Consider the following 19,053-nt stretch of genomic DNA (forward strand, 5'->3'; position numbering starts at 1 on the left):
TGCATCGCGCCCCCTCGCGCACTCCTCGCCTGGTCCGCTAACGACCGGTCTCACCTACGATGTCTGACCGCCGTTCGCACAAGAGTGTTCGCACCGATACCCGACACCCCGACGAGGACTCGCGGCGCGTGCCGTTCTGCGCCGAAAACGGCGTCATAGGAGCTCGACCGGCCACCACGTGCCGCGCTCTGTACCGCTGCCTTGTGCAAGCATTGGCGTCGATAGAGATCGTTGCGCTCAGCATGCATTGGGGAACTTGTTGCCAGTTGATGATTGGGCCTACCTTGCCGGTCGGGGTGGTCAGCCAGTTGAGGACCTTATCGCCACGTTGCTTCGCAGGAAGTATCCCGACGCTTTACAGCGGGGTACCGCACAGGGCGACAAAGGTATCGACATCATTCGCAACACAGCTGACGGCGTGGTCATCTGGCAAGTGAAGAAGTTCGTCGCCGCGCTCAATGCCTCTCAATGGCGCCAGGTGGAGAAGTCCTGGCGGCGGTTCAATCGCGGCCTGGAAGCGGATGACGTGGTCGCCGCCTATTACCTGGTGACGCCATGGACGCCCAACGAGAACCGTTTGGAAGACTTCGCTGAACTCACCGCAGCCGCGGCCTTTCCAGTGCAGTGGGACGCATCGGCGTTCCTCGATGGACTGGCCGCCGAGTTCCCAGAAACGTACGAACGATTTGTCTACGGACCGGGTGCGCTCGAAAGGCAGATCAACGCGAAGGCTGTTCTGGCAGCGAGCCCGCTGGAATCGGCGGAGTCGCTCAAGTATCTCGCCGCGGTCGACGTCCGTCAGCAGGCTCTGAGAGCGCTGCGGGACCTGACGAGTGACCACTACTACATCGATGTCGGCACCACCACCGTGTCGGGCGATGATGTTGTTCCGTCGCCAGACAGCAGCAGCCCGGCGATCTACTGGCGTTACGCAGAGATCGGTGAAGGCAGATTCGAATACGAAGCGATCGTCCCTCGTACTGCTGACTCCGAGGCGCTGGACCCGATTCGGCTCGGAATCCAGTTCCATCACGAACCCGGTAGTCCCGAGGCGCACCAGGTGGAGGAATGGAAGCGTTGGGGCACGCCATTGACAGACATCGTTGCGACGACGACGACGCTCGGTGGCCCACACGACGGCGAGCGCCATGAGCGGGCCAATGTGTCGATCGCTGTCCAGCAGATGGGAAGCTTTCCAAGTTTCGAGTTGCTAGCGTTCGACTCCGCCGACAACGTCTTGATGCGCGTGCCCGTCGACTGCCTCGATCTGACCATGGGTCCCGACACGGGGTGGTCGAGGCTGGTTCTCGCGACTCCGGCGCGGGTGCTTCATGCGGAACTTCGTCTCGCTGACTCGCTGCAGGACATGAGGTGGGAGCTCCGCATCGGTGACCTCAGCGGTCAGCTGCCGACGCAGGTACGAGACGAAATGGACGAACTGTCCGAGCTCGAATCAGCGAACACCTTTGCATTCGTCGGTGGCCACGGAGTACACGTCACTGGCACTGGCTACGCGGTCCCTCGCGAGATGTTTGACTGGATTGAGGAGCTTGCATCACTCCTCCTGCGAGCCGAGCAACACTCCAACGGCTCGTTCACTATGCCTGACATCTGGAAAGTTCAGCCCGAAGAAGTCGCGGCGCTGAGCAGTCTCTTGTCGGTGCTCGACGGCGCTTTTAGAGAAGGCAGTTGGGAGACATCGCGAGTTGAGGTCCCGGCGGACGTAGACACGTTCATCGCTCAGATCGCGGCCGGGGGCCCTCTGGTGACGGAGGAGAAGCCAGAGGTAGCCGTCGGGGGTCTCGTCTATGAGTTCGACCATCGGGTCAGGATCACCCGCGCGACCGTCACTGTAGATACAGATCTCCTGTCGCTCAAACTGACACCCGGCTCGGAGGTGATGTTGACGACTGGAAAAGACGAGTCCCTCCAGATTGAGGCGGTCAGCGGTTGGGAGCGAGCGACGCGATGATCGTCGGGCCGCTGCCGTCCGCGCCGCGCGGGCGTCACCTGGATGGACTGTCCATCGGCCGCGCCGAGAGATAGATGCGAATTCGCCCTTCAGCGCAAGAGCAGCGCGCTGGACGACCGGTCTACGAGCAGCGCCTCCGAAGGCCGCCGGGCACGTGCAGGAGCAGCCCGCAGAAGTACCCCGTCGAGGGGGACGCCTTAGCCAACCGACGGAACAGACCAATCGACGATCTGTCCGCCAGCGTCCGTTATGACTAGCAGGTCGGTGTTGGAGCAGCGCCCCGCCGCCTCCATAGTGACGGCGTGCTGGTCGGTGCCACGTCGGAACGCGTTCTTACCGGACTCGGTGAACTCGGCCCAGTCTCGTGCGCGCTCCCTGACACGTCGGATCCCGATCACAGATCCAGTCCAGTTCGTATCCGCGAGGAATGCCGGATCACCACGCCTAAGCGCGGCGCCTCCGACGGAGACGAACGCGTCAAGCGCGACAGCGAACTTCACTACGTGGTCGATCGCAAGCGGTATCCATAGATTCGAAACCTGGTGAGTAGAGTGGTGCGCAGCGCGGTGCCGTTCCTGCGCAAGCTCGGAAAGGTCGGTCTGCGGATCGCCAGCCGCTATTCCAACCCGCGTGCTCAAGGCAGCCACAGCGATCCACGGCTGCTCCACGTGGAAAGATTTGAGTACCGCTGAGTAGTCGGCGGCACTCATGTTGCTACCCGACCACATCCACATGAGCGAGGACAGGTTTACCGCACCGCTGACAGCGGACAGGCTATCTCCAACACCTTGCGCAAACGCCCGAACGTCACCCACAGGCATGCGGCGAACTCTCGCGCTCGCCACATCCAGGAGATTTCGCGTCGCTTGCCTTTGGACTCGCTCTGGCAGGTCGGCGAAGTGAAGGTGGCCCTGGTTGATGTGGGTAGTGACCTCGAGCAGCCGACCCTCGATGAACGTTTCGAGAAGGTTGAACGCGGTCACCGCAACCCCCCGGCGGAGAATCTCGCCGGCCGGATCGGCAGCGCGGACGGCCGTGGCAAGCGACGCGGTGCGTAGCCCCTCGACGCCTTGGGTTAGAGCAGCGCGTGCCGGAGAGGTCACGCCCGTTCGCCGATTTCCCGTGCGATCGCATCGCGAAGCTGTTCAACTCGGTACCGAAGTCGAGTCGGCGTGTTGGTGGCCTGACGGACAGCCTCCTCGAACTCATCCTCGGCGAACAACCCGTCAGTTCTCGCCCGAATCCCGTGAGCAGCGGCGACCATCTCGCGCTGTCGTCCGCTGCCGATTTCGGCGATCGCGATCATCTGGGCATCAAAGAGTCCCGCGAGCGCCTGGTCCCGTCCCGGCCACTTGTAGGCCGCAGGTCCCCAAATCGCCTCTGACACAGTGATCGAGTTGTCAAATGTGTTCTTCAGCCGCTGAAGCTCCGCATCGCTCGGGCTCCGATTGTCCGCCATATACGCATCTAGGGTCAGCCGGATGTCCCCGCTGAACCTCTTCCATCGGTTGGCGAGGGCGAAGAATCGCAGCACAAACTCTGCGTCGGTCATCTTCCTGTATGCGGGGCTCGAGGGCGGCACCACTTTGAATTGCGCGCGGAGGAATGCGTTCTCGGCAAGTTCGTACACCAAGTCGTTCAAGGGACCCCGGTAGGCAACGTTTCTGATCTCCTGAGCGTTGAGAACTTCCCCGCCGGTATTGAGGCGGAGAAAGACCTCGTGCTTGAGGCCCTCGTCAGACTGCCGTAACAACGTTGTGACGCGCAGGTTCTTCATCCCGAGTGAGTTGCGCACTCCCTCCGGCATGGTGGAGTAGCGGAGCCCGTTCAACGACTCAAGCCGCGAGAGGTTCCGGAGTACCAGGCGGTCAGAGAAAAACGCCTCTATAGCGGTCAATCGCTGTTTCCCATCGATTACCGCATATCGACCGATCCTCCCTTCGTCTTCGGCTAGGTAAACAGGGGGAACAGGGATGTTCACGAGGAAAGACTCAATCAACGAGGACTGCTTGTCTGGGGTCCACCGATCTCGCCGCTGAAACTTCGGAGAGACGTCAATCGCGCCCGATTGGACCAGTTGGGACAGCGACACGAGACCCTGATCTGCGATCTCAAGCACGGCTGCTCGTTGCGCCGCGAGGTACTCGGTCTCCAGCTCACCAGCAGTTGCCATCTACGCCTCCGATACCTGCTTACATGCAATTTCGGAGCATATCGCGACAACAGCCCTCGTCATCAAAGCCGCGGTTTCCCGGCACGCAAGACGCTCGAGGGCTTCGGCTCGGAGGCGCAACCCAGTACCAGTGGCGGGTCGCACATCTAGCCTCGGGCAGGTTCCTGTCGAAGGGCAGATCGCGGCCCTCCTTGGCCCATCCCGGAACCGGGAGAACGCACCTGCCGACCGCGATCGCGATCGTCGCCGCCCGGCGCGGCGACCCAGAAGAGAACGTGAACCGTAGAGCCGCGCGGTTGAGTCGTGAAGCGGCTGCGCAACCACCCCAGTTGAGCCCTCCGTCACTCGTCCAACTCCTGAAGGCGCACCGCGGCGCGGTCCCCGGCCGCCGCGAGCCCGTCGACGATGCGGTGATACTGAGCGCGTGTGGAACCCGCCAGCAGCCCGGTCTTCCGTAGCTCCGTGATCCACTCTTCCAAGTACCACAGCTGGTTCGCGACTCGGTCGAACCGATCGTCGATGAGCTGTTCTATCCAATTCAGTGCGCCGCTTGATTGCCACGCGTATGACGCGCTCCGGGCGAACTTGACCACTGCGTCGACCGCTTTCGGCTCGCCGCGCGAAAGTGCGATCCAGCGATCAGCGAGCGCATCGAGCGCTTCGGGCTGGAGCCACGTCCGCCGAGCGCGCTGGAACAAACTATCGATGTCGGACTCGCTGGGGCGGGCAGTCGGTGTCGGGAGCAGGGCGGCAACCATGTAGTCAAACCAACGATCTTCGGCGCGTAGTTGGCGCCCGTCGCCTAGTGCGTCGAGCGCGATACGGAGGGCCCATGGCCAGAAGGTGGGAAGGTGCGGGCGAAGGCTCGCGTCGTAGGTGAACGCTCTCGAAAATCCGTCGAAGAGCAACTGGAGAGCATTGGCGTTCTGGGCGAAAGTGCGAATGTAGGCCGCAAGGATGTCCCTGTCCCCTTCGGACCAGGTCGCGATCATCCGGCCGGCGATCGGCTCGTGGGTGCGATGTGCATGCCGGTCGTAGCCTCCGGACCAAGAGTGGAGCAGCCCTCGACGATAGGTGTCCCAGAGCGGAGACCACATTCGAGCGACCGGTTGTGCCAAGCAGGGTACCTGGCGCACATCCACCATCACCTCCAGTGGCGGCCGCAAATACTCGACGAGGATCTCGTCTTCGGAAACCGTCGGGAGGGTCGCGTGATATGGAGGCTGCAGGGGGTCGATGAGACGACGCCCGTGCTCGGAACTCCATTGCCCCAGTCGAGCGGCAGAGAGGCCTGCCATGGCTGCGTCCCACGCAGGCCAGTGTCGGAAGCACAAGTCGGTGTCCGCGCTAATCTCGCAAGTCACGTGCCATACGGGCTCGAGCCCGGTGACCAGGATTGCTCGGACTTCGTCGGTTCCGCTCCGGGCGAGGGCTTGTAGCGCATCATGCACCAAACGGCGATCGACGAGGCTATCGAATGGCTTCAGCAGGAGTAGGGGAACTGAGGCGGCGGCAGCACGATCGGCGCCCATAACGAACATCGACCCGCTGTAGTTTCCGAACCCGTCGTCCGGTGGCTTGAGCGCCGCGGACAAGATTGCGTCGATGGCCCATGCGAGGTCGTCTGCGTCGAACGCCGCCGCTCCCATGGCGTGCGCCCGCACGGCCGCCCCTGCGACCGCCGCCAGAGCGTTCTCGTGGCCGTAGTGGTCAGGCGGGACGGCGTCACCCACTTGCAGCTCGCGGGCAACCGCCAAGTCCTCCACCAGGGTGTTGATGGGCCATTCCTGTGGGGAGTCGTTGTGTATTGCGTACAGATGTTGGAGGCGGTACATCGCCTGGACCGACTGAAGTTCGCGATTCCCGGGAGCAAGCACTCTTTCGATCTCGGGCGGCCGCTCGAACTGGATCAGGAGGCCGTCCTCAGTCGCCGTTGCGCTGTAGTTGTCGAAGCGAAATTGTGAAGCCCACCCTTCGACGACTGCAATCCATTCGCCGTCCGGATCTCCACCCGCGGCCTGCGTACGAGCCCTCTCTAGGAGTTTCGCTCCGACGTCTGAGAGCCTGGTGAGTCGCGCATCGTCGTTACGCAAACGCGCCTGGATGACCATCTCCGCGACCGTCTGATGAGGCGTAAGAGACCGGCGGTCCTTCCCCGTGAGGAGATCGGCGTCCGGATCCCGAACAGAGAAGTGCTCAGACGCAACGCGGCCGGTTTCGAGTTGCCAAACGTCGGGGTGCTCCAAGAACGAGTCGAGCAGGCCGCCCGCCTGTTCTGTATGTCGGACGAGGAATCCGTACACCAGTCCGGGCACAGAAAGGTTGTTTGCAGTGCGCAGCAGAGCTTCAGCGATCGCTCGTATTGGCAGATGCAATCCCTCAAGAAGATGGTCGCTGAAGCGCTCGAGAGCCAAAAGCGCGCTCATGCATGCGTACGGACCGACAGTGGAACCTCGGTACCAAGACCAGACGTGCGAGTCTCCGACATAATGCCGCTCACCCAATCCAAGTAGATCAAGGTCGACTCCTTGAGGCTTATCGTTGCGCGCTTCATTATCGGCGTACCGCTCGGGCTTCCGGACCCGAACGTTTGCCGCATGATCGAGCATTCGATTGATGAATGCCATCGCATCAGCTGGGATAGTGTTCAGCAGTCTGAAGAACGGTCCGTAGTACCAGGCAGCGCCGGGGGACCCGAAGCCGAAGCCTGACCCGTGCTGGAAGTCGCGGATTCCGTCGTCCATCGGGTCGTACCCGTACCACCCGGCCTCTGGATTCGGTTGCTCGATGTAGTAGGCTTCTGCGATTTGCAGGAGCAGTTGCGGCTTGGCGAGCGACATGCTCACGGCGACGGCGGCCGACTCGACGGCTCGGCTGAGGTGTGATGGTCTCTGTGCCGCCACTTGGCGGAGCCAGGCTTCGCTTGCCTCGTTGAGATCTGGACCCAGTAGTGCAAGGGCCTCGACAGCGAACTCGTCGTGCAACGCCGGATCGTTGGCAAGGATGGTGTCCCTGACGGCCTGGCGCAGTGCGTTCGGGTCGGGGATCTTGGTTGCGGCGCCACGGAGCCACGCCAGAACCAGGTCGCGGACAATCTCGCCTCCCCGCCGGTGTCCGCGAACCATGCCAGGTGGCGTTGAGCGTGCCTCGCAGAATACGACCTGGGTGATCGGTGCCAGCGCGAACGGATCTCCGACAGAGCTGCGGATGTACCGGGTTTCAGCCAGGCCGATGAGCATGGTTAGCGCTCTTCCGTTTCCCGATGCGAGCTGCGGCCATAGTTCACGCAGGGCGGCCTCCGCGTCGCCCCGTGTCAGGAGCGCTTCGAGCGGGACTTCGCGCCACCGCTCGCCGAACGTCGCGGCTATTGCATCGAAGGTCTCGGTCAGACGCACCCAGGCCGCCGCACGCTCGGTCCCCATTAGCGAAACCTGCGCGGCCAATCGAGCCGATCGGATGGCCCAGCGGGGGGCGCCCACCTCGAAGAGCGATTGCCATCCATCGACCGTGAACTGGCGACACAACGCAAAATCTCGGAATAGGTCCGAAGCGAACTGATCGCCGTTCGATGCGGCCGGGCTGCGAGGAGCGACAAGAAGTCCGTCCGAACGGAGTTCGCCGAGGGAGGTGCCGGTCGCATTGCCGGTTCGCAGCCCAAGCACTCTACGAGCAACTTCGAGGGCGGCGTGTTCGCGGTCGTCCGGTGACGCCGCGCCCGACGGCTGGCCCTCATTCCGGCGAACCAAGCTATTCCACACCGCCTCATAGACGTCGGCTTCGCAGAGCAGCTCGCCGGCTGCAAAATCGCGACCCGTGCGCAGGACGGCATCGACCAGCCCAATTCTGCCAAGGAGCCACCGGGATTTCGCATCGCCACTCAAACGGGCGAGCGCCGAAAAACGCATCGGTAGGGCAGCGATCTCATCCTGCGAAAGGGGCGCGACACCGTGGTCGACGAGTGATCCCGTGGTCCCTGAAAGCTCGGAGGCCCTCATCAGTTCCTGGCGAACTTGTTTCGCTCCGTCGGTGCGAGTTACAGCGACGACGCCGATACCCGCTTTGAGGGCGGCATTCGCGAGCGACCTAAAGACCTGCGCTTTGTCATGGAGTACAGCTTCGGCCCCATCAATCAGCAGGAGCCGTGTGGGTCGAGTTTCGCTAGCAGCAAGGATGTCATCAACCCCGCCGCCCAGCTCCGATTCAAACTCCGTGACTCTGCGGGGAAGATCCCCTAGGGACAGGCAGGTCACCGAGGCTCCCTCGATGGCAAGTTGCTCCACGGCGCGCAGCGCGAGCGCGGACTTTCCGAGATCCGGGTCGCCGGTCACGACAACGATGCCTGCAGAAGAGCCCGCCGATCTGAGAACATCCTTGAGGCGCTCCCGCTCGGTAGACCTCTCGAACTCGAGCGCTACAGGGCCCACGCGGAGTTCCGGTCGCACCGACTCACGGAGCCGAACTCCGAGTCGGTCGAAGACAGGCCATGCTGCGGCGAACCTGGCAGAGCGGGACAGGCGTGTATCACCGAGCGAGCGCCGGACGACTGCTTGAGTCAACACTGCACCCTGAGACGCCCACTCGCCAACGAGCTCCTCAAGTCGTGAGAACAGCGCGTCTGCTGCCGCTGGTGTCCCCTCAGATATCGCGCGCTGCAACGCTGTCACCGCCTGTGTGCGGTCGGCGCGGTCGGTGCGCTCGAAGCGCAGCTGACGAACAGAAAGGCTCGACAGTAGCCGCCATGTCAACTCGACGTCACCGATTTCCCTGTTCGGTTCCAGGTCGAGTGATGCCTGCCGGACCAGCTTCTTGATGTTTCCATACCGGTCGCGCACATATTGATTTGTGCGTCCCGCCTGAGCAAGTCGCCTCTCCAGCTCGGCTCCGCTCGGCAGGGATGCCGCGAGGTTGCACAGCTCCTGAAGTTGTGTGATCGCGTTCGCATTGCTCGACACGGCCAGCGTCAGGCGCCAAATGCCGACCGAAGCTTCCGCCCAATGATCGGTTACAACGCGGAGGAAGCTGCGGAACAAGGGCACAGACGACGTGTCGCTCGCAGCCAGGGCCGGCGCCCTGCGTACCGAGATCGATGTGCGATGGGTGGTGCCGCCTTCGTCCACGCCCTCGAGAACGATGTCATCGACGGGGCTCACATCGCTCGCCTGCAGTCTGACGGTGTCGGGCACCATGCTGTCGCTGAACTCCCCGATCGGTTCACCTGCCAGGAACCTGGCGATCAGGCTGGCCGCGTATGCGTGCTCAAGCCGTACCCCTCCACCGCCTGTCGAGTAGGGGCTCGAGCCCGCGCTCTCCCGGTTCAAACGGGCCGCGATCTCGGCGAGCCATGCGCTAATCATGGGATTCTCAGTCGTAAGCGTCCACATGATCGCCCGTCCCACTGCGCGAGACTCCGCGAAACCGGCGTTACGGAGCGTGGCGAGTGCGTCGTTGGCCGTGGTCGGGGACACCCCCAGTGCGGCCGCAACCTTGCGACCTGACAGCGGCGCACTGCTTCGCGAAAGGACCTCAAGTGAGGCGAACTCGTTCTCGCTGAGCGTGGCACTTAAGACGTCTTCGGCGTTTGCCATGGGCCGAGCCTACCAGGCGTGTCCAGAAATCCTGGACATAGAAACCTCGTTCGACTTCGGCATAGTCGGGCTGGGACGTGGGATCCCCGCTTCCCGAGGGAGGCCTTCCAGGTCGTCGTCAACCCCTCGGCGCGCTCAGCCGAAACGGCGACCCAGATGTGCCGAGGCTGCGGGTTCGGCCAGGCACCGGGCAGGGCGGCTACGTCCAACCGTGGCTCAGCGAGCAATGGTGCCCGGCGAGCGATCTTGAACTGGCGTCCAGATTCCTACGATCGACCGCTGGCGTTCAGGCGTCGACGCCGAAGGCGCGCAGCAACGGGATGCGAGGGATCATCCGGCGCTGGCCTAGTTGGACCGTGGGGATGGTCCCGCTCTCGATGCCGAGCTTGATCGTGCGGTAGTCGACGCCGACCAGCTTCGCGGCGTCCTTCATCGTCAGCGCCAGGGAATCCTGTGTCCGGGTCATGGTTCTACCTTTCTGTGAGCCAGCAGTGTCAGTCTCCTTTCGTCGGAAGGTAGCACACACGTGAGCCAAGATCGACAGTCTTCTTCGCGAATTGGCGGGGACCTGGAATAGTGGACTAAATGGCAGACGTCGAAGCGTATGACTTCAGCGATGAACGCATTGATCTCGGCAGCGGGGTGACGCTGCCGAGGTCCTGGCGCGCGCGTGTGTCGGGCGAGCAGGACGTACCCGGCACGATCACCGTGCGCGTGGAGTGGGATGACGCGCTCGGCCGCACGGCCGTCGCCTTCGCTGCCCTCGAACGCCAAGCGAAGGGCGTCGACATCACGAGTCAGGTGCTCCGCGAGGTGCGGACGCACTGGATCATGACGAGGTCAGCTCTGGATGTCGTCACAGTCGACGTCGACGCTGAGGATGGCGGCGAGCGCGACCGAGTATCGGTGCGCGAGTATCTCAGTTTCGTGCGCGCGCAAGAAGGCCGGGAACCCATGGAGTCCCTCCACGCCGCGATAGCCGTCTATCGCGTCGCGACAGCGATCAGCTATCCCCCGCTCAAGCTCGTCGCCGACACTCTCCAGATCAGCCAGAGCACCGCGACCCGCCTCATGAGTCGCGCACGCGACTCTGGTCTGGCCCCCGAAGTCCGCATTCAGGAGCCGCGGCGCGCGCCGGCGGTCGACCCCTACAACCCGGGCGAGTCCTACGACCCCACTGCGCCCCACCACGGGCCGTCCCAGCCCGGAGGGCCTTCGATCGGCCGCTGAGAGACGCGGTGGAGACGCCGTCCGTTCGCACGGTGCCGTTAACGCGCCGCGGGGCGCTGCTTCAACATGTTGCTAAATGATGATCGATGCTTTGAGCAGAGTGCCCAAAATGAGCACATCCGGATAGTGATCAAAGGAGGCCTGCGCGAGGATGTTCGCCGCGTCGGCCGGAATCACGCCCATCGGCGGCCGATTTTTGCCCGCATTTTGCCCGCATTCCATTTGCGACTGGCTGTTTTCGGACGTCGCTCGATGTCGCTCGACCCTCGAAAATCCGCGTAATTCCGCGGAAGTTGTCGATTCATGTCGCCATGCAAAATGCTCAAAACGTGTTCGAGTCCCTCCAGGGGTCTCTACGTCATTGCTGCCCCGACCTGAGCCCGGAAACGGGCGACGCCCGGCAGCCGCAGGACCACCGGGCGTCGCTCTCACTCTTACTTGAACGCGTCCTTGACGTTCTCGCCGGCCTTCTTGAGGTTGGCCTTCGTCTGGTCGGCCTGCCCCTCGGCTTCGAGGTTCTCGTTGTCGGTGTGCTTGCCGACCGCCTCTTTCGCCTTGCCGGAGACGTCTTCAGCGGCGTTCTTGATCTTGTCGTCGAGTCCCATGGTGTGGTGCTCCTTCCGATCGTGTTTCGCGGAATATCCCTCCACGGTACGGATCGAAACGCCGATCGACGGGGCCTGGCGCGTGAGGCTGTCTTCCGCTAGCGCGTCCACGATCTACGCGTAGATCACGCTAGAGCGAGGAAGCCCACGATCGCGCTCGCGGTAGTCAAGACGGCCACGGGCGCGGCGGGAAGCGGGCGTTCATGCCGCCGGACGTGGACGATCGTGCCACCGATCATCACGATAGTGAGTCCGATCGCGGCGACCGGGGCAAGGATGGGCACAACGTTGACCAGGATCGGCAGAATCAGTCCTGCCGCCCCGAGCACTTCCACGACGCCGATCAGCCGCACCGACACGGCGGAGAAGTCGTCGACCCAGTGCAGCCCACTGGCCGCCAGAGCGGTCTTCGAACGGAAGATCTTGGTGGCGCCCGAGTAAAGGAAGAAGAGCGCAAGGACGGCGTTCAGGACCCACAGCGCGACGATCACGGTGCCCTCGTCTCGGCCAGCGCGAGGCTCGCCTCAACGGCTGTCCGCAGCGTCAGGTCGCGATCCACCTCCGCGGCGCGCCACTGCTCGAGAACGGCGAGGTATCCGATCGGGCCCCGGCCGTATTGGCCGCCCTGCGTCGTCGGACGGATGTCGTCGGCCTTGCCCTCGTTGTTCCAGTAGCTGGGCGTGCACTCCGCCTCGTACCGCGACATGTCCACGTGCACACGAGCCAGCTCGTCGGCCCACCGCTGCTCTGCATCCGGTGTCGCCTCGGCGACCACCACGCCATCGCCCACGAAGCGCGAGACCAGCGCTGCGATGTGCACCGCCTGGCGGGAAGCCACGTGCGGGAGGTTGATCGAGATCGCCGCCTGCTCGACGCCGCCGATGAGGAAGAGGTTGGGGAACGCTGTCGTCATCATTCCGTGCAGGCTGTGCATCCCGTTTCGCCAGTGATCGGCGAGAGACACGCCGTCGCGACCCCGCAGCTCGTACCCACCCGCGTCGTAGGTGTACGCCTGCGCCTGGAAGCCGGTGCTGTAGATGATCACGTCGACGTCGAACTCGGCCCCGGCGACGACGACACCCCGTTCGGTGATGCGCTCGACCCCCTTGCCGTCGGTGTCGATCAGCGTCACGTTGCCGCGGTTGAACGTCGGATAGTAGTCGTCGCTGTAGAGCGGGCGCTTGCACAGGTAGTCGTACCAGGGCATGAGCGCCGCAGCCGTCGCCGCGTCTTCGACGTTGTCACGCACCCACTGGCGCGCCTCTTCCATGACCTCGAAGTCCATCGCCTGCATGGCGGCCGGGTTCGGTCCGCCGGGCCCGCTCATCGCCTTCGCGAAACGCTGCCGATTGTTGGTCCCCACATCATTGACGAGGTTCTCGACGGGGAGGCCCGCCATGACCTCGACGAAGTTGTCCATGCGCTTGCGCTGCCATCCGGGCTCGAGGCCCCGGAACCACTCCGGATCGGTCGGCCGGTTGTTGCGGGGGAACACCGCGCCCGGGGTGCGCTGGAAGACGTACACATGCTCTGCGCTCTCGGCGACGGGCGGCAGGATCTGGATGCTGGTGGCACCGGTGCCGATGAGAGCGACCCGCTTGCCGGCGAGCTTGTCGAGGTTGCCCGACCAATCGCCTCCCGTGATGTCGTAGTCCCAGCGACTCGAATGGAAGGCCTGGCCCTGGAACGTCTCGATGCCCGGGATGCCGGGGAGCTTCGGCCGATTCAGCGGGCCCGTTCCGATCACGAGGAAGCGGGCGTCGATGACGTCCCCGCGGTTCGTGCGGACGGCCCAGCGCGAGCGGGATTCGTTCCACTCCACGCGCGTCACCTTCGTGCCCAGCAGCGCGCGCGAGTACAGGTCGTAGTGACGTCCGAGCGCACGGGCGTGCTCGAGCATCTCCGGTCCCCCGGCGTACTTCTCCGACGGGATGGTGCCGACCTCCTCCAGGAGCGGCATGTAGATGTACGACTCGATGTCGCAGCGCACGCCGGGATACCGGTTCCAGTACCAGACGCCGCCGAAGTCGCCCGCCTCGTCGATGATGAGGAAGTCGTCCGCGCCGGCCTCATCGAGCCGCACGGCCATCTGCAGACCCGCCCACCCGCCGCCCAGCACCACGGTGTCGACGTCGACGGTGCGCGGCTCGCGCGGCTGTCCGCCCGGACTCTGTGCCAGATACGGGTCGGAGGCGAAGCCCTCATATGTGCCGCTGACGTCGATGTACTGCATCCGTCCGTCGGGTCGGATGCGCTTGTCGCGCTCCTCGCGGTATTTCCGGCGCAGCTCGGCGGGGTCGATCACCCGGGGCGAACTCTGGTCCGTGATGTCGCTCATGCGTGCCATCTCCTTTGACTGCGTTCTTGTTGTCACGAAGTGACGTCACGCTAGCAGTCATGTCACGGCGTGACAACAGCCAGCACTCGCTTGTTGTCACGCCGCGACATAGCTGCTAGCGTCCATGTCACGCCATGACATAGATCCCTCATCCGACGAAGGAGCCGAGAGTGAGTACGGAACAACGAACGCGGATCGACGCCGCACTGCGCGCGCCCCGCCCCACCCCGCAGAACATCTCGGAGATGCGAGCGGGGTTCGCCGCCGGGCAGGGGATGAACATCGTTCCCGACACGATCGTCACCACGGAGACGTCGCTGGGCGGGCTCCGGGCGCTTCTGGTCGAGCCCGCCGGCCCGAGGCGCCCGGGGACGATCCTCTACTTCCACGGCGGCGCCTGGTCTCTCGGCGCGCCCGAGACGTCGCTCGCCGTAACGGGCAACCTCGTCGCTCGATCGGGCATAAGCGCCCTGTCGGTCGAGTACCAGCTGGCTCCGGAGAACCCCTTCCCTGCCGCGATCGAGGACGGCCTCACCGCCTACCGTGCGCTGCTCGACGAGAACGTGGATCCCGCGCACATCGTCCTCGCCGGCGACTCGGCGGGCGGGAGCCTCGCCCTCACCACGCTTCTGAAGGCCCGCGATGCCGGATTGCCCCTCCCCGCCGCCGTCACCGCCTTCTCCCCCGCGCTCGACCTCACCTTCAGCGGCGAGAGCATGGATGCCAAGAGCGGCATCGATCCGATCTTCACGCGGGAGTCGCTCACGCCTGCTATGCGGATGTACGTCGGCAGCGCGGATGCGCGCGACCCGCTGCTCAGCCCCGCCCTCTTCGCAGACCTGACGGGAGTCCCCCCGATGCTGCTCCAGGTCGGGGGCAACGAAGTCTTGCTCGACGACTCCGCGCGCATGGCCGCGCGAGCCGTCGCGGCCGGTGTCGACGTCGTGCTCGACGTCACGGCCGACGTGCCGCACGTCTTCCAGGCCTTCGCAGGCCGGCTCGACGAGGCGGATGCTGCCCTCGACCGAGCCGCGCTGTTCCTACAGCAGCACGTCGCCGGGGCCTGAGCGAGCCCGCCGCATCCGGCTCACCAGCACGCATCCGATAGGGAGGAAGAACCGATGTTGAGCACCATGCAAGACGAGCCGCTCTCGCTGGCGACACTGCTGCGATACGCGTCGAGCTTTCACGCAGACGCGACAGTGACCACCTGGGAAGGCGACGGAGCGCGCACGACCACCTTCGCGGAGATGGGTACGCAGGCCGCCCGTCTGGCGAACGCGCTGTCGTCGCTCGGCGTCGTCGAGGGCGACCGGGTCGCGACCTTCATGTGGAACAACACCGAGCACCAGATCGCCTACATCGGCGTGCCGGCGATGGGCGCAGTGCTCCACGCCCTCAACATCCGCCTCCCCATCGACCAGGTGACCTACGTGGCGACGCACGCCGAAGACCGGGTGCTCATCGTCGACGGATCACTTCTCCCGCTCGTGCAGCAGTACCTGCCGCGGATGCCGACGGTCCGCCACGTGATCGTCGCCAACGGCGACGCCTCGGCGCTCGAGGTGCCCGCGGGAGTGTCCGTGCATGCCTGGGACGAGTTTCTCGCGGCACAGCCGACCACGTACGACTTCCCTGTGCTCGACGAGCGTTCGGCGGCGGCGATGTGTTACACCTCCGGCACGACGGGTGACCCGAAGGGCGTCGTCTATTCGCACCGATCGAACTGGCTGCACGCGATGCAGGTGCTGAGTCCGCTGGGCATGCGCATCGAGGGAGACGACTCGATTCTCGCGATCGTGCCGATGTTCCACGCGAACGCGTGGGGCCTGCCGTACGCGGCGCTGATGGCCGGCACCTCTCTCGTCATGCCGGATCGCTTCCTGCAGCCCGCGCCGCTCCTGGAGATCATGGCCACCCTTCGGCCCACGTTCGCAGCCGCCGTCCCGACGGTGTGGAACGGGGTGCTCACGCAGCTCGCAAGCGCTCCGCAGGACATCAGTCACCTGCGCAAGGTGATCATCGGCGGATCGGCGGTGCCTCCCGCGATGATCCGGGCCTTCGAAGAGCGCCACGGCGTGGACATCGTGCATGCGTGGGGCATGACCGAGACCTCTCCCCTGGGCACTGTCGCGAATCCGCCCGCGGGTGTGAGCGGCGACGACGCCTGGCCGTACCGGGTCACCCAGGGGCGCTTCTCCGCCGGGGTCCAAGCGCGGCTCATCGGTGACGACGGCGCGGTGGTGCCGAACGACGGGCACTCGCCCGGCGAGCTGGAAGTGCGCGGCCCCTGGATCACCGCCGGCTACTACTCCCCCTCCGGCACCGACGACAACGCCGACGCCTTCCACGACGGATGGCTGCGGACCGGCGACGTCGGGCACATCTCCCCCGATGGCTACCTGACGATCCTCGATCGCTCGAAAGACGTCATCAAGTCAGGTGGCGAGTGGATCTCGTCGATCAACCTGGAGAATCTCATCGCCTCGCACCCGGCCGTGGCGGAGGTCGCCGTCGTGGGTGTTCCCGATTCGCGCTGGGACGAGCGTCCGCTCGCGTCGGTCGTCCTGCGGCCGGATCAGTCAGCATCCGCGGCCGACCTCCACCGGTTCGTCTCGGAGTCGGTCGCGCGATGGCAGGTGCCGGAGCGCTGGACGTTCATCGCGGAGGTGCCGAAGACCAGTGTCGGCAAATTCGACAAGAAGCTGCTGCGTGCCCGCTACGACGAGGGCATCCTGCCGGTCGAGACGATTGCGGCCGACAGGGCGGTCTGACGGACAACCCCTCCATGTTGTCACGGTGTGACGTCAACCGGGATATACTGGACGGCATGCCACGGTGGGAAGCGGGGAGCAAGGAGCGGCTGCAGCGCATCGCCCTGCAGCTGTTCGCCGAGCAGGGGTATGAGAACACCAGCGCGGTCGAGATCTCCAAGCGCGCCGGTGTCACCACGCGCACTTTCTTCCGGTACTTCGCCGACAAGCGCGAGGTGCTGTTCAGCCAGGCCGACGGCCTGCGCGCAGCCCTGGTGGAGGATGTGCTCCGCGCCCCCGACGTCGATGAGCCGTTCCGCGTCGTCCTGTCCGTCCTCGCGGCATACGACTGGGAGACCGAGGGGCCGCGCGACGACCAGCGCCTGCGCTCCGAGGTGATCGCGGCCAATCCCGAGCTGCTCGAGCGTCAGCTCATGAAGCAGCACACGATCGCGCTGGCGATGGCGGATGCGCTGGCTCAGCGCGGCGTGGACGAAGATCTCGCGCGACTGGCGACGCATCTGGGCGTCCAGGTGTTCCTGGAGGAGTACGCGCGGTGGCTGGCGGCGAGTGACGACACGGACCTGGGGATGATCAGCGAGAAGGTGCTGGCGCTTCTCAGCGCGATGATCCCGCAGGCAGCGCCCACCCGCTAGAGCCGCGCCTCCCCTCAGCGGGTGGTGACGATCAGTTTGCCTCCGCGCGAGCCGCCGAGGTTCTCGAACTCGGCCAGCGCGGGGATGGCCTCCGCGAGAGGTACCGTCCGAGCGATCGGCTGACGCAGCATCCCGGCTTCAGCTGCCCGGGCCAGCTCCCCGATCACCTCTCGGCTGGGGAGGGAGTTGAACGTGTACGGCCCGGGGAGCACGGCCCTCAGCATCTTGCCGAGCGTGGGCTTGATGTCGATGATGCGGCCACCCGGCTTCACGAGCGTCTGCGCCGCCGTGATGGGCAGTACGCCGGAGGTGTCGAAGACGACATCGAACCGGCCTTGCAGCGGCGCAGGGTCGAAATCGAAGTCGACGACCGGGTCGATCCCGAGGTCGCGTGCCTCCTGCGCGGCAGTGGAACGGCAGCTGCCGCCCACTGCGACGCCGCGGTTCCGAGCGATCTCCGTCGCCGCGCGCCCCACTCCGCCGAGGCATCCGGTGACGAACAGCGATTGACCCGCTCGGAGCTTTGCGATGTTTACCACGGCATGGTAAGCCGTGCCACCCACGATGGTGATGGCGGCGGCCTCCTCGAACGACAGGTTCGCCGGCTTCTGCGTGACCCACCGCTCGTTGGCGATCACAGACTCCCCGAACGCGCCCGGCGTGAGCGTCGCGCCGAAGACCTCGTCGCCGACCTTCACGCGCGTGACCCTGTCGCCGACGGCGACGACGAGCCCCGCGAAGTCGTGGCCCAGCCCTCGCGGGAAGCGCCAGCCGGTGAGAAACCTCATCGCGCCGCTGCGGATCATCCAGTCCATCGGATTGGATGCTGCCGCGTAGACACGCACGAGCACCTGGCGTCCGCGGGGGCGGCGTGGTTCGAACTCCTCGAGTTGCAGAACCTCGGGCCCGCCATACCGGTGATATTGGATGCGCTTCACTGCTGTCGCTCGATTCGGCTCGGTGCTTGCCGGCCGGGCGATCAGTGGCCCGCCGGCGCGCCCACCGGTGCCGGCGTGGGAGTGACGACGCGGCGGGCGAGTCGCCAGTTGCCGGCGTGGCGCCGGACGGTGTCGCGGTGCGTCGCGCCGCCGAGCGAGCCGTCGGCCATGATCATGACGCCCTTGGACAAGACTGTCGCCTCGTCGTCGCCGACGGGCGTGATCCGGATGTTCGTTACGAAGTGCGCGAGCGGCGAATGACCGCTGGCGGCCAGCTGACCGGCGGCGACACGGATGGTGTCGATCCCTTCGAAGGCGCCGAGTCCCGCCGCGCTCAGGTCATAGACCGCGTCGGGAGTGAAGAGCTCGTCGACCCGGTCGAGCTGGTTCTCGTCGAAGAGGTAGGCGTGGAGGGCCAGCAGTTCGTGGATGTCGATGTGGTCTTGGGGTGTCAGCATGGCGGTTCCGTTCGGATGCGTCGGGAGCGGGGCTTGTTTGGTACTCAGTACCGTATCATACGCAGTCCCTTTCGCGCGCAGTTTCGGGCCGCGTCCGATCGCGTGAATCGGCAGAGGAGAGGTCGGCGAGACTGCATCGGCGCCCGAGTGACGAGCCGAGCGACGAAGCCTTCGGGTCGTGACGCTTCGTCTCGCTTCGCTCGCTCAGCACCCGGAAGACGGCGTCGGGGCCGGTCGCTGAGCGACAGCGCACCGACGAGACGAAGCGCCCCCACGACGTGACTGTTCCTCCACAACCTGTCCAGGAAAATACCTGTCCACAGGTTCTTTCCAGTGACCCGGATG

General features: G+C 65.0%; 14 protein-coding genes. 5 read left to right on the forward strand and 9 right to left on the reverse strand.

Annotated elements, in window-relative coordinates; genetic code table 11:
• Positions 1 to 259: 259 nt before the first annotated feature.
• A complete protein-coding gene (locus tag ACTU3I_RS16595) occupies positions 260 to 1,972 on the forward strand; it encodes a hypothetical protein (RefSeq protein WP_442926812.1) in 1,713 nt (570 codons plus the stop codon).
• 197 nt (positions 1,973 to 2,169) lie between these two features.
• Here the strand turns inward: ACTU3I_RS16595 and ACTU3I_RS16600 are convergent, their stop codons facing one another.
• The 4 genes from ACTU3I_RS16600 to ACTU3I_RS16615 form a co-directional block, all read right to left on the reverse strand.
• Positions 2,170 to 3,075 carry a hypothetical protein gene (locus ACTU3I_RS16600; RefSeq protein WP_442926813.1) on the reverse strand — a complete coding sequence of 302 codons (906 nt, stop codon included), beginning with the start codon at positions 3,073 to 3,075 and terminating at the stop codon, positions 2,170 to 2,172.
• On the reverse strand, positions 3,072 to 4,145 hold the full coding sequence (locus ACTU3I_RS16605) for a DUF262 domain-containing protein (protein ID WP_442926814.1): 1,074 nt from the start codon (positions 4,143 to 4,145) through the stop codon (positions 3,072 to 3,074). The genes ACTU3I_RS16600 and ACTU3I_RS16605 overlap by 4 nt, the downstream gene beginning before the upstream one ends.
• Positions 4,146 to 4,486: 341 nt before the next feature.
• The gene (locus tag ACTU3I_RS16610; RefSeq protein ID WP_442926846.1) at positions 4,487 to 9,730 is read right to left on the reverse strand and encodes a hypothetical protein; all 5,244 of its coding nucleotides are present in this window, start codon (positions 9,728 to 9,730) and stop codon (positions 4,487 to 4,489) included.
• 286 nt (positions 9,731 to 10,016) lie between these two features.
• A complete protein-coding gene (locus ACTU3I_RS16615) occupies positions 10,017 to 10,196 on the reverse strand; it encodes a helix-turn-helix domain-containing protein (protein ID WP_442926815.1) in 180 nt (59 codons plus the stop codon).
• Between the two features lie 119 nt (positions 10,197 to 10,315).
• Between ACTU3I_RS16615 and ACTU3I_RS16620 the strand changes: the two genes are divergently transcribed.
• Positions 10,316 to 10,960, forward strand: a complete 645-nt coding sequence (locus ACTU3I_RS16620) for a hypothetical protein (RefSeq protein ID WP_442926816.1) — start codon at positions 10,316 to 10,318, stop codon at positions 10,958 to 10,960.
• Between the two features lie 434 nt (positions 10,961 to 11,394).
• On the opposite strand, the gene ACTU3I_RS16625 is transcribed toward ACTU3I_RS16620, so the two are convergent.
• The 3 genes from ACTU3I_RS16625 to ACTU3I_RS16635 form a co-directional block, all read right to left on the reverse strand.
• Entirely contained in the window at positions 11,395 to 11,565 is a 171-nt protein-coding gene (locus ACTU3I_RS16625) for a CsbD family protein (protein ID WP_442926817.1), read from the reverse strand.
• A 125-nt stretch (positions 11,566 to 11,690) separates the two neighbouring features.
• Positions 11,691 to 12,056: a DoxX family protein gene (locus ACTU3I_RS16630; RefSeq protein ID WP_442926818.1), complete on the reverse strand. Its 366-nt coding sequence runs from the start codon at positions 12,054 to 12,056 to the stop codon at positions 11,691 to 11,693.
• Complete coding sequence (locus ACTU3I_RS16635; RefSeq protein ID WP_442926819.1) at positions 12,053 to 13,903, reverse strand: flavin-containing monooxygenase; 1,851 nt, start codon at positions 13,901 to 13,903, stop codon at positions 12,053 to 12,055. The genes ACTU3I_RS16630 and ACTU3I_RS16635 overlap by 4 nt, the downstream gene beginning before the upstream one ends.
• Positions 13,904 to 14,073: 170 nt before the next feature.
• Here ACTU3I_RS16635 and ACTU3I_RS16640 point away from each other — a divergent pair, with 170 nt between their 5' ends.
• The 3 genes from ACTU3I_RS16640 to ACTU3I_RS16650 are packed head-to-tail and all read left to right on the forward strand — an operon-like array spanning position 14,074 to position 17,312.
• A complete protein-coding gene (locus tag ACTU3I_RS16640) occupies positions 14,074 to 14,970 on the forward strand; it encodes an alpha/beta hydrolase (protein ID WP_442926820.1) in 897 nt (298 codons plus the stop codon).
• A gap of 54 nt (positions 14,971 to 15,024) precedes the next feature.
• Positions 15,025 to 16,677: a long-chain fatty acid--CoA ligase gene (locus ACTU3I_RS16645; RefSeq protein ID WP_442926821.1), complete on the forward strand. Its 1,653-nt coding sequence runs from the start codon at positions 15,025 to 15,027 to the stop codon at positions 16,675 to 16,677.
• A 56-nt stretch (positions 16,678 to 16,733) separates the two neighbouring features.
• Positions 16,734 to 17,312, forward strand: a complete 579-nt coding sequence (locus ACTU3I_RS16650) for a TetR family transcriptional regulator (RefSeq protein WP_442926822.1) — start codon at positions 16,734 to 16,736, stop codon at positions 17,310 to 17,312.
• Positions 17,313 to 17,326: 14 nt separating this feature from the next.
• On the opposite strand, the gene ACTU3I_RS16655 is transcribed toward ACTU3I_RS16650, so the two are convergent.
• Both ACTU3I_RS16655 and ACTU3I_RS16660 read right to left on the reverse strand, forming a co-directional pair.
• Positions 17,327 to 18,250 carry an NADP-dependent oxidoreductase gene (locus ACTU3I_RS16655; protein WP_442926823.1) on the reverse strand — a complete coding sequence of 308 codons (924 nt, stop codon included), beginning with the start codon at positions 18,248 to 18,250 and terminating at the stop codon, positions 17,327 to 17,329.
• Between the two features lie 41 nt (positions 18,251 to 18,291).
• Positions 18,292 to 18,708, reverse strand: a complete 417-nt coding sequence (locus ACTU3I_RS16660) for a nuclear transport factor 2 family protein (protein ID WP_442926824.1) — start codon at positions 18,706 to 18,708, stop codon at positions 18,292 to 18,294.
• Positions 18,709 to 19,053 lie beyond the last annotated feature (345 nt).

The sequence above is a fragment of the Microbacterium sp. RD1 genome, assembly GCF_052220165.1.
GTDB lineage: Bacteria > Actinomycetota > Actinomycetes > Actinomycetales > Microbacteriaceae > Microbacterium.

What these genes read in the sequence shown, in the direction of transcription:
- ACTU3I_RS16615 (WP_442926815.1), bottom strand. Translation starts at nt 10,196, where the DNA reads ATGACCCGGACACAGGATTCCCTGGCGCTGACGATGAAGGACGCCGCG.
- ACTU3I_RS16645 (WP_442926821.1), top strand. Translation starts at nt 15,025, where the DNA reads ATGTTGAGCACCATGCAAGACGAGCCGCTCTCGCTGGCGACACTGCTG.
- ACTU3I_RS16620 (WP_442926816.1), top strand. Translation starts at nt 10,316, where the DNA reads ATGGCAGACGTCGAAGCGTATGACTTCAGCGATGAACGCATTGATCTC.
- ACTU3I_RS16610 (WP_442926846.1), bottom strand. Translation starts at nt 9,730, where the DNA reads ATGGCAAACGCCGAAGACGTCTTAAGTGCCACGCTCAGCGAGAACGAG.
- ACTU3I_RS16625 (WP_442926817.1), bottom strand. Translation starts at nt 11,565, where the DNA reads ATGGGACTCGACGACAAGATCAAGAACGCCGCTGAAGACGTCTCCGGC.
- ACTU3I_RS16650 (WP_442926822.1), top strand. Translation starts at nt 16,734, where the DNA reads ATGCCACGGTGGGAAGCGGGGAGCAAGGAGCGGCTGCAGCGCATCGCC.
- ACTU3I_RS16635 (WP_442926819.1), bottom strand. Translation starts at nt 13,903, where the DNA reads ATGAGCGACATCACGGACCAGAGTTCGCCCCGGGTGATCGACCCCGCC.
- ACTU3I_RS16660 (WP_442926824.1), bottom strand. Translation starts at nt 18,708, where the DNA reads ATGCTGACACCCCAAGACCACATCGACATCCACGAACTGCTGGCCCTC.
- ACTU3I_RS16605 (WP_442926814.1), bottom strand. Translation starts at nt 4,145, where the DNA reads ATGGCAACTGCTGGTGAGCTGGAGACCGAGTACCTCGCGGCGCAACGA.